The organism is Photorhabdus sp. RM323S (genome assembly GCF_042879375.1).
Lineage (GTDB): Bacteria > Pseudomonadota > Gammaproteobacteria > Enterobacterales > Enterobacteriaceae > Photorhabdus > Photorhabdus tasmaniensis.
On record NZ_JBHFKZ010000131.1, the window covers coordinates 1 to 2,199 of the forward strand.

Sequence of the window (2,199 nt, forward strand, 5' to 3'; positions counted from 1 at the left end):
TCACTTGTGGACGTATCAAGGCGCACCTGGCGGCCTCAGGTACCCGCTTGGCAGGGATGCTATGGGCAACGCCACAGCTACATCAATTGCTAACAATACAGGCGGCAACGAAACTCGCCCCCGCAACATCGCATTTAACTACATAGTGAGAGCAGCATAATGACAGAACAAAAATACTCTTTAGACCATGAAACAGCCGTATTGGGTAAAGATGGTTTGGCTATTCAGGCAGGATGGATAAAGGTTTATCACTCGAATCAAATCACACGAGAATTCACGAGCTCTGATATCGAATATGTGATGCTGGGTGTCAGCTTATCGGCCGGTGCTTATTCTGATGCGCCAGAACTTCCGAAATCTGATGATGAGGCTGTTTGTAGAAGCGAAGATAAAAGCCGTTGGGAAATCTTACCTGATTACCGGGGTAAAACCGCTTACGACACGCAAACTCGCGCGGCTACTGAAATCACTGAAATCGGGGAATTACCGGATACGCTCACATTCAAAAAACCACCCACTGATTTTGACAAATGGGATGGTAAAGAGTGGGTAGTTGATAAAGACCTTCTCAAATCGCATCAGATTGATGAAGCCAAGCAACAGCAAGCAGCACTGTTACAGCAGGCAAATGAAACACTGTCTCTATTGCAAGACTCTGTTGACTTGGAAGTCGCGACAGACTCAGAGAAAGCCGCTCTGTTGGAGTGGAAGAAGTACAGAGTACTACTCACTCGTGTAGATGTGAATCAAGCACCTGATGTGCAGTGGCCGCCAGTGCCGAAGTAAAAACAAAGCCGGTTAGTCCGGCTTTACCCCGTTCTCACCACCACTTTCCCTCATCCCCAATTCAATCACTCCATAGGTTTTTCAGGCCACCCAATATCAGGAACCTGTAAAACATCAACCCGATTCAGTAATACCACATACTTTTTCCAATCTAGCAATAAAGTTTTTTCCGCTTCCGATGCCATTTCAGTTTCAACAGCATATTGTAGTGGTACAATTTTTTGAATCGCATCACTCATTAATTGCTGCTTCTTATCTTCAGCATCGTTAACAAGTTCTTGCTGAATATCTTTTTTCCACTTTTCTTTATCACCCTCCGAAATTACCCATTTCCCATTCCACTTATGATATTTCGACGGTTTTGATTGTTCAGTAAAACCATCGGGAATAATAACATCTTGGTTTTCCTGTGATTCTCCATTCTCAATGCAATAAATCGTAATTCCTTTTTTATTCTCGATAAGTTCCCATTGCCCTGATTTTTCACACGGCCAAAATCCCGCTTTAAATTCTGGCTCTATTCGTAAAGCATTCACCGGTGATTCACTACCCGGATTAGCATCAGCAGACCCAGTAAATGGCCGATGTGGCTTAGTGCTATCAAAATAGTAATTTATCATTTTATACTCCCAAATAAACAGCAGGTGTCATTCCGATGTTGACCGGCGCTGTTTCTGCGCCACCTGCTCCAGCTACAAGTCTACTGTAGCCCGCGCTATATTCGCCGATTGCGCGGTTCCAATCCACGGCCACTTTTTCGCTATAGTTAACCCTGCCCCCGTCAACTGAACAGACAGTTTCAGGATGTGAATGCGCGCGGAACGTATCCTGCACGACTAATCCCGGTGATTTTGATGACCGTAAAAATAAGCCGCGTCCATCTGTTGAATAGAAATTTGGTAGATTAATCCGTCCAGAACTTTCACTTATTCTGAAATCAGATTTGTATGCAGATGAGAGTTGACGAAGCACTTTGCCTTGCTTCGATGTTGTTAAATATTGGTCACCATTGCAGTGATACCACTCTGCCGGTAATTCAGTTGGCCTGAACGGAAATAAACGTATCTCGCCCAGTTTTTGATAGCGTTGGTCAAAATTGCCATAATCATCAGGAATAATTTTTCGTGTAAAGTAAAAATTATCAGTGACTTGTAATGTTGCATCTGTTGAGTCGTTTTTAAAATAAAGCGGGCCGTCACCCGCTCGTCCACAAAAAAACTGCCTGTTTCCGTTTGTGGCAAAGCCTTGAATATATGGCACATCAGCTTTGATAGTCAGCCCCGGACAAGTGATAATGCCATTTATCACCCCGCCATTTATCGAATACGCCCCCACATCCCCGGCACTCAAACTAATATCCCCACTCAACGGTTTCCCGTTAATTTTCCGGCTACTCGGTACTGCGTTGTTAGC

At 44.3% G+C, this 2,199-nt stretch carries 2 protein-coding genes and 1 pseudogene; 1 reads left to right on the forward strand and 2 read right to left on the reverse strand.

What is annotated here, in order from left to right:
• Nucleotides 1-159: 159 nt before the first annotated feature.
• Entirely contained in the window at nt 160-786 is a 627-nt protein-coding gene (locus ACGF7G_RS22130) for a tail fiber assembly protein (RefSeq protein ID WP_387468427.1), read from the forward strand.
• Nucleotides 787-851: 65 nt separating this feature from the next.
• Here the strand turns inward: ACGF7G_RS22130 and ACGF7G_RS22135 are convergent, their stop codons facing one another.
• Together ACGF7G_RS22135 and ACGF7G_RS22140 are read right to left on the reverse strand one after the other, a co-directional pair.
• A complete protein-coding gene (locus tag ACGF7G_RS22135) occupies nt 852-1,406 on the reverse strand; it encodes a tail fiber assembly protein (protein ID WP_387468428.1) in 555 nt (184 codons plus the stop codon).
• A 1-nt stretch (nt 1,407) separates the two neighbouring features.
• Nucleotides 1,408-2,199, reverse strand: a pseudogene (locus ACGF7G_RS22140) (hypothetical protein); the annotation flags it as partial.